General features: G+C 71.9%; 8 protein-coding genes. 3 read left to right on the forward strand and 5 right to left on the reverse strand.

Annotated elements, in window-relative coordinates:
• Positions 1 to 7: 7 nt before the first annotated feature.
• The 4 genes from Q7F20_RS04915 to Q7F20_RS04930 are packed head-to-tail and all read right to left on the reverse strand — an operon-like array spanning position 8 to position 3,045.
• Positions 8 to 679, reverse strand: a complete 672-nt coding sequence (locus Q7F20_RS04915; RefSeq protein WP_305738993.1) for a response regulator transcription factor — start codon at positions 677 to 679, stop codon at positions 8 to 10.
• Complete coding sequence (locus Q7F20_RS04920; protein WP_305738994.1) at positions 676 to 1,983, reverse strand: sensor histidine kinase; 1,308 nt, start codon at positions 1,981 to 1,983, stop codon at positions 676 to 678. The genes Q7F20_RS04915 and Q7F20_RS04920 overlap by 4 nt, the downstream gene beginning before the upstream one ends.
• Before the next feature lie 34 nt (positions 1,984 to 2,017).
• Positions 2,018 to 2,179 carry a hypothetical protein gene (locus Q7F20_RS04925; protein ID WP_305738995.1) on the reverse strand — a complete coding sequence of 54 codons (162 nt, stop codon included), beginning with the start codon at positions 2,177 to 2,179 and terminating at the stop codon, positions 2,018 to 2,020.
• Positions 2,180 to 2,211: 32 nt separating this feature from the next.
• Entirely contained in the window at positions 2,212 to 3,045 is an 834-nt protein-coding gene (locus Q7F20_RS04930) for a helix-turn-helix domain-containing protein (protein WP_305738996.1), read from the reverse strand.
• A gap of 112 nt (positions 3,046 to 3,157) precedes the next feature.
• Between Q7F20_RS04930 and Q7F20_RS04935 the strand changes: the two genes are divergently transcribed.
• The gene (locus Q7F20_RS04935) at positions 3,158 to 4,549 is read left to right on the forward strand and encodes an MFS transporter (RefSeq protein WP_305738997.1); all 1,392 of its coding nucleotides are present in this window, start codon (positions 3,158 to 3,160) and stop codon (positions 4,547 to 4,549) included.
• A 172-nt stretch (positions 4,550 to 4,721) separates the two neighbouring features.
• Here Q7F20_RS04935 and Q7F20_RS04940 read toward each other — a convergent pair whose 3' ends face one another.
• Positions 4,722 to 5,408 (reverse strand): SDR family NAD(P)-dependent oxidoreductase, encoded by a 687-nt coding sequence (locus Q7F20_RS04940; protein WP_305738998.1) that lies wholly within the window; start codon positions 5,406 to 5,408, stop codon positions 4,722 to 4,724.
• Between the two features lie 125 nt (positions 5,409 to 5,533).
• Between Q7F20_RS04940 and Q7F20_RS04945 the strand changes: the two genes are divergently transcribed.
• The gene (locus Q7F20_RS04945; RefSeq protein WP_305738999.1) at positions 5,534 to 6,367 is read left to right on the forward strand and encodes an SDR family oxidoreductase; all 834 of its coding nucleotides are present in this window, start codon (positions 5,534 to 5,536) and stop codon (positions 6,365 to 6,367) included.
• Positions 6,368 to 6,393: 26 nt separating this feature from the next.
• Positions 6,394 to 7,275 carry a manganese catalase family protein gene (locus tag Q7F20_RS04950; RefSeq protein ID WP_305739000.1) on the forward strand — a complete coding sequence of 294 codons (882 nt, stop codon included), beginning with the start codon at positions 6,394 to 6,396 and terminating at the stop codon, positions 7,273 to 7,275.
• The last annotated feature ends 25 nt before the right edge of the window (positions 7,276 to 7,300 follow it).

A 7,300-nucleotide genomic window follows, 5' to 3' on the forward strand; every position in this document is an offset into this window, starting at 1 on the left:
CGGCCGCTCAGTCGTCGCGGGCGCCCGCGAGACCGTGGTCGTGCGCGTAGACCACGAGCTGCACGCGGTCCCGGAGCGCGAGCTTGCCGAGGATGCTCGAGATCTGCGTCTTGACCGTGGACTCGGTGACGAACTCCTTCGCCGCGATCTCCGCGTTGGACAAGCCGCGCGAGGCCCAGCCGAACACGATGCGCTCACGGTCCGTCAGCGACTGGAACGCCTCCGGCTGCGGGGCCGGCGCACGCTCGACGTCGGCGCCGAACAGCTGCGAGAGATCGTTCGGCGCGATCACCGAACTGCCTTCGTGCACCGCCCGCACGGCGGCGAACAGGAACGGCGGCGTGGTGTCCTTCAGCAGGAACCCGCTCGCGCCGAGACGGATCGCGGTGGCGGCAGCGGGGTCGAGGCCGAACGTCGTCAGCACGACCACGCGGGGGAGCGGCCCCTCGACCGCGCCGGAGAACAGCTGCCGGACGGTCTCGACCCCGTCCATGCCGGACATCCGCATGTCGAGGAGCATCACGTCCGGGCGCACCTCGGGGATGCGCGCCAGGGCCTCGGCGCCGTCGGAGGCCTCGCCGACGACGACCATGTCGTCCTGGGCGTCGAGCACGACCCGGAGGCCAGCTCGGAACAGGGCCTGGTCGTCGGTGAGCAGGATGCGGATCGGATCGTTCATCGGATGGTCCCCCCGAGGACGTCGAACGGGATGCGGGCGCGGGCGGCGAACACGCCGTCGAGGACGGCGGCGTCGAAGGACCCGCCCAGCGCGGTGAGTCTGGTCTGCATGCCGGCGAGACCGCGGCCGGACCCGCGGGTGCTCGCTGCCGGAACCGCGACCGGGCCGGTGCCGCTGACCGGCCCGGTGCCGGTGACCGGGCCGGTGCCGGTGACCGGGCGGCTGCCGGCGACCGCGCCGGCGCTCGGCACGAGGTTCTCGACCTCGAGCACCAGGTCGGCCGACCGCCAGGTCTCCCGCACCGTGACCGGCATCCCGGGCGCACCGTGGCGGAGTGCGTTCGTGAGCATCTCCTGCAGCACCCGACGAGCCGCCGTCCCGCTCTCCGGGCCGATCGCCACCGGGACCCCGCGGACCGCGTGGTCGACGTCGACCCCGGCCTCGCGGATGCCCTGCACGATCTCCTCGAGCGAGCCCGGGTCGGTCGCGGCGCCCGAGCCGTCGATGTGCCCGAGCACCTGGCGGACCTCGACGAGGGAGCTCCGGGCGGTGCTCGCGATCGTGGCGCTCACCTCGCGGATGCGGGCCTCGTCGTCGAGGAACGGGACGGAGTCGGCCTGCGCGATGATGACCGCGAGGGAGTGGCCGACCACGTCGTGCACGTCGCGGGCGATGTCCGCACGGATCCGCTCGGACTCGGCGACGTCGATGGCACGGGTGGCGGTGGCCTCGGCCTCGGTGGCGACGGCCTCGGCTCGGGACGCCGCGGCCTCGGCGTCCGCGCGACGCTCGGACTCGCGGTCCCGCGAGCGGAAGGCCCGGACGGCGACCCCGCCGGCCCAGACGCCGAGGAGCGCCGTCACCGGCGCGACCATCGCCAGGAAGGCCTGGTCCCGTGGGCCGTTGATGAGGACGAGGAACCGGTAGCCGGTGAGTGCGAGGTAGAGCGTCGCACCGATCCCGGCGACGAACGCCAGCAGGCCGGAGACGATCACCTCGGCGCGGCTGCCGACGATCGCCGCGGTGCCGATGACCACGAAGATGGCGAGGTCCACGAGCGAGGGTCGTTCGCCGCCGCCGACCTGGACGATGCCGAGGACGACCACCATCAGCATGGCCATGGACGGCGAGAGCCGTCGGAGGGCGATCGCGCCGGCTGCGGCGACGACCGCGACGAAGCTCGCGTGTTCGAGCTCGAGGTCGATGGGGAGCAGGAAGACGAACGCCGCGACGACCGCCCAGACCACGTCGATGATGATCGACCGGGTGGCGAGCGGCCGGATGAACGTGCGCCGTTCCGTCACGGCACGATCATCGCACGGGCGCGTCGTGCGCCGGTCACGGGACCGGCGACATCGCGATGAGGGCGGTGGCCGTGACCGTGACGATCGCGGCGCAGACCAGCAGGGTGGCGATCGTGTGCTTCGTCGAGGACTCCATGCTCCGAGCCTCGTCGAGCGTGGCGCACCCGGCATCGGGCGCGAGGGTGATCGCGTTCATCCGCTCGGGTGAAACGCCGCCCCACGGCCGGGTCAGGTGCACGCGTGGGTGAGGAGTTCGAGCGCGTCCGCGGCTGGGCTGCCCGGGTCCACCCGGTACATCAGGACGCGGAGACTCGACTCGGCCGGTCGCATCACCTCGTAGTCGAGGTCGAACCGTCCGACCAGCGGGTGCGCGAAGTGGTGGGTCCCGTACCCGCAGTCGCCCACGGGGTGCTCCCCCCAGATCCGGGCGAAGTCGTCACTGCGTTGGGTGAGCTCGCCGACGAGGGCGCGCAGCTGCTCGTCCTCGGGGTGCAGGCTCGACGAGTAGCGCAGGAAGCCGACGACGTCGTCGGCCATCTCCTCCGCGTTCGCGAAGAGCTCCGGCCCGGCCCCGCCGAGGAAGAAGCGGCGGGCGAAGTTCGGCCGGGTCGCCGGGTCGTCGGGCGCCGCGAAGGGCAACTCGTGCGCGAGGAGCAGGTTGCCGAGCCGGTTCCACGCGTGCATGTCGTTGCTGTGGTCGAGCACGATCGCCGGCCCGCTCATGCTCCGGACGAGTGCGACGATCGACGCGCGAGCGCGCTCGTGGGTCGATCCAGCGACCCGGGCTGAGGACGGGCGTGCGAGCCGGCGGAGGTGGTTCGCCTCGTCCGCGGTGAGCTGCAGGGCCCGCGCGAGCGCCTCGATCACCTGGTCGGACGTCGTCTCGGCGTGGTCGGCCTGCTCGAGGCGTGTGTAGTACGCGGTGCTGACGCCGGCGAGCTGCGCCAGTTCCTCGCGCCGGAGACCCGGAACGCGCCGGGCGCCGTAGGACACCACCCCCACGGCCTCGGGGCGCAGCGCACCCCGACGGCTCCGGAGGAACTCGCCGAGCTCGGTCGTCATCGCACCAGTATCCGGCGTCCCGATCGGCGCCGCCACGACCTGCCTGACCCTGTCGGTGGTAGGCACACCGGTGGGCTGGCTCCGGCACCGGTCCGATCACAGGGTCGTCACCATGCACACCACGATGACGGGGCGCCAGACCACGGTCCTCCTCCTGCTGCTCGCGTCGCAGTTCATGCTCGCGATCGACTTCTCCATCCTCAACGTCGCCCTGCCCGAGGTCGGCGCCGGCCTCGGCTTCCGTCCGGCCGACGTGCAGTGGATCGCGACCGCGTTCGCGCTCTGCGCGGCCGGGTTCACCCTGCTGTTCGGCCGACTCGCCGACCACGTCGGACGTCGACGTGTCTTCCTCGTCGGCATGGGAGTCCTCGGAGCGGCCTCGCTCCTCGGCGGTCTCGCCGCGACACCCGCGGTCCTCCTCACGGCTCGGGTGTTGCAGGGCCTCGCGACGGCGGCGGTCACGCCCGCTGCCCTCTCGCTGCTCACCGTGTCCTTCCCGGAAGGGCCGCTGCGTCGCCGTGCCCTCGGGCTGAACAGCGTGATGATGTCGCTGGGGTTCACGAGCGGCGCGGTCCTCGGCGGGGTCCTGACCGACGTGTTCACCTGGCGCTCCGCGTTCCTCGTGAACGTCCCCGTTGCAGCTGCGGTGGTGGTGGTCGCCGTGTTCGTGCTGCGGGAGTCGGCGGAGCGAGAGCGGTCCCGACTCGACGTCCGGGGTGCCGCGCTCGTCACCATCGGACTCGTGGCGCTCGTGTTCGCGGCGACCCGGTTCGGGGAGCACGGCCTGGCGGACACGCTGGCGATCGGTTCGCTCGCGCTCGCGATCGTGCTCCTCGTCTCGTTCGGCCTGGCCGAACGGCAGCACCCCGCGCCGCTGGTCCCGTTGGCGCTCCTGCGTCGCCCGGCGGTCCTCGGGGGGCACATCGCCGGCTTCACGACCTTCGCGATGGAGACCGGTCTCGTCTTCCTGTCGACGATGTACCTGCAGCACGTGCTCGGTCTCGACCCGCTCCAGACCGGGCTCATGCTCGGCGCGATGGGCGTCGGCGCGGTGATCGGCGGGGCGGTCGGGCCGCGCGCCATCAGCGCGTTCGGCACCCGGACGGTGGCCGTCGGTGGACTCGCCGGGCAGGCACTGGCGACGGTAGTGCTCCTGCTGCTCGGCGCATCGGGGTCGTCGCTCTGGCTCTACGGTGTGGTGGTCCTGCTCGGAGCGGTCCCGCACACGTGCGCCATCGTCGCGTTCATGGTCGCTGCGACGTCGGGACTCCCCGACCGGGAACAGGGACTCGCCACCGGTCTGGCGACGATGACGCAGCAGGTCGGGATGGCCCTCGGGACGCCGCTCGTCTCGGCAGTCGCCACGGCGGCCGGTGGACTGGCCAGCCTGGGTGCGCTGAAGACGGGGATCGGCTTCGACGCGGCGGTCGTGACGGTGGGCGCGATCGCGGTGGCGGTCGCGCTGCGGGCGGCGAAGCGAGCACCGGTGGCCGCAGCCGCGTGACGCGACCAGGTGGCGGCCAGCGTGACCGGGTGGCGGCCAGCGTGACCGGGTGGCGGCCAGCGTGACCGGGTGGCGGCCAGCGTGACCGCTTGGCGGCCAGGAGGCGCGGGTCGGGCCCGCACCGCGCCTCCCGGCCCGCAGGTGGTACGGATCCGTCGGCCGCACCCGTGGGTCAGACGGTGATCTGTCCCAGTACCCGGTGGGCGATCGCGATCGACTCACCGGACACGACCGACAGCGGTGACGTGAGGAACGCGACGAGGTCCGCGATCTGCTGCGGACTGGAGTCGCCCGGGCCGCCGGGGCGGACCTCGGCGCTCGGGGTGTCCGTCACCAGACCCGGGTTGACGACGTTCACGGTGACGCCGGAGCCGGCGGCCTCGTCGGCGAGGTTCTTCGCGATGACGCTCACCGCGGTGTTCCGGAGGGACGCGGTGATGTTGCCCGACAGGTAGGCGTTCTGCCCGCTGATCACGACGACGCGTCCGAAGCCGGCGGCGCGCTGCGTCGGCAGCACCGCGTTCGCGACACGGAGGAACCCGAGCGCCTTGCCGTCGATCGCGGTGAGCACCTGCTCGGGGTCGGACTTCTTGGCGGGGTCGAGGGTGCCGGCGCTCGGGGCCGCGGTGACGACGAGGGCGTCGATGCGGCCGTGCTGGTCGAGCACCCGCGCGATGCCGGCGTCGACGGAGGCCTGGTCGGCGGTGTCGATCGCGACGCTGTCCGAGGAGTCGTCGGCGCTCCGGGAGGCCACGACGACGGTCGCCCCCTCGGCCCGGAGACGATCGGCGACCGCAGCGCCGATGTACCCCTTCCCTCCGACGACGAGCGCGACACGGTTCTTGAGTTCGAGGTCCACACCGTCACGCTACGCCCGCGCGATCCGGCCAGGCCGACCGCGTGATCGGTCCACTCCGGACGGCCGCCCAGCGACCGACGCCGACCATCGGCCACGACACCCGCACGACCGGATCAGGAGGGCACATGACCGACCAGCAGCACCCGCCGGGCAGCGACCGCGAACTCACCCCGCAGGCCGACCACGGCGAGGACTCGTACCGCGGATCGGGCAAGCTCACCGGCAAACGCGCCGTCATCACCGGCGGGGACAGCGGCATCGGCAAGGCGGTGGCCATCGCCTTCGCGCGTGAGGGCGCCGACCTCCTCATCAGCTACCTCCCGGACGAGGAGGACGACGCGCAGGACACCCGGCGCTGGGTCGAGGAGGCGGGCCGCAAGGCGGTCCTGTTCCCCGGCGACCTGAGCGACCCCGCGTACTGCCGGGACGTCATCGCGACCGCGGTGGACGAACTCGGCGGCATCGACGTGCTCGTGAACAACGCCGCGTACCAGATGACCCACGAGACGCTCGAGGAGATCAGCGACGAGGAGTGGGACCACACCCTCGCGACGAACCTCAGCGCCTACTTCCACCTCGTGAAGGCGGCGCTCCCGCACCTCGGCGCCGGATCGTCGATCATCGGGTCGAGCTCGGTGAACTCGGACAACCCGAAGCCGAACCTGGCGCCCTACGACGTCACCAAGGCCGGCGTCGCGAACCTGTCCGCCGCACTCGCGCAGCTGCTCGGCGAGCGGGGCATCCGCGTGAACAGCGTTGCTCCCGGGCCGATCTGGACGCCGCTGATCCCCTCGACCATGCCCCCGGAGGAGGTCGAGCAGTTCGGCAAGCAGTCGCCGCTCGGCCGTCCGGGGCAGCCCGCCGAGCTCGCCCCCGTGTACGTGCTGCTCGCCAGCGACGACGGCAGCTACGTCTCCGGGGCCCGCGTGGCCGTCACCGGCGGCACCCCGATCCTCTGACCGCAGAACCGAAACAGGAGAACGAGTTGTACTTCCACAAGCAAGAGCTCCAGTTCAAGTCGACGCCGGACAAGCCCGACGCCGTGTACGCCCGCAAGCTGCAGGAGGTGCTCGGCGGTCAGTACGGCGAGATCTCGGTGGCGCTGCAGTACCAGTTCCAGGCGTGGAACATGCACATGCCCGGCAAGTACCGCGACCTGGTGTTCGGCATCGGTGCGGAGGAGATGGGCCACGTCGAGATGCTCGCGACGATGATCGCCCAGCTGCTCGAGAAGTCCCCGCTCGGCATCACCGAGGACGCCGTGCAGGACGACCCGACGGTCGCCGCGATCGTGGGCGGCACCGACGTGCAGCACGCCATCGTCGCGGGTGCCGGAGCCCGTCCGGTGGACAGCAACGGCAACCCCTGGCAGGGCTCCTACATCACCGCGAGCGGCAACCTGCTCGCCGACTTCACCGCGAACGAGAACGCCGAGATGCAGGGGCGCGTCCAGGCGGCACGGCTTTACCACATGACCGACGACCACGGCGTGCGGGACCTGCTCGGCTTCCTCATCGCGCGCGACACGATGCACCAGAACATGTGGGCGTCCGCGGCCGCGGAACTCCGCGAGAAGGGCATCGAGGACTTCCCGGTCCCGAACAAGTTCCCGGAGGCGAAGCAGGCGAACGAGGTCGCCTACCAGTACCTCAACTTCTCCGACGGCGCCGAGGCCGGCAACGGTCCCTGGGCGAGCGGGCCGTCCTTCGACGGCAAGGGTGAGTACTCGTACCACGACGGACCGACCACGTCGTCGCCGATGCCGCCGCCCACTCACCCGGACTCGCGGTTCTACGGCACGACCGAGCTGCCGAACATCGTCGAGAAGACCGCGGGAGCGGTGCAGGACAAGCTCAACAAGGAGTAGACGAGCGGACGGACGGGAGGCGCGG

This window comes from Curtobacterium sp. A7_M15 (assembly GCF_030705415.1).
In the GTDB taxonomy this organism is placed as follows: domain Bacteria; phylum Actinomycetota; class Actinomycetes; order Actinomycetales; family Microbacteriaceae; genus Curtobacterium.

What these genes read in the sequence shown, in the direction of transcription:
- Q7F20_RS04915 (WP_305738993.1), bottom strand. Translation starts at nt 679, where the DNA reads ATGAACGATCCGATCCGCATCCTGCTCACCGACGACCAGGCCCTGTTC.
- Q7F20_RS04925 (WP_305738995.1), bottom strand. Translation starts at nt 2,179, where the DNA reads ATGAACGCGATCACCCTCGCGCCCGATGCCGGGTGCGCCACGCTCGAC.
- Q7F20_RS04930 (WP_305738996.1), bottom strand. Translation starts at nt 3,045, where the DNA reads ATGACGACCGAGCTCGGCGAGTTCCTCCGGAGCCGTCGGGGTGCGCTG.
- Q7F20_RS04935 (WP_305738997.1), top strand. Translation starts at nt 3,158, where the DNA reads ATGCACACCACGATGACGGGGCGCCAGACCACGGTCCTCCTCCTGCTG.
- Q7F20_RS04945 (WP_305738999.1), top strand. Translation starts at nt 5,534, where the DNA reads ATGACCGACCAGCAGCACCCGCCGGGCAGCGACCGCGAACTCACCCCG.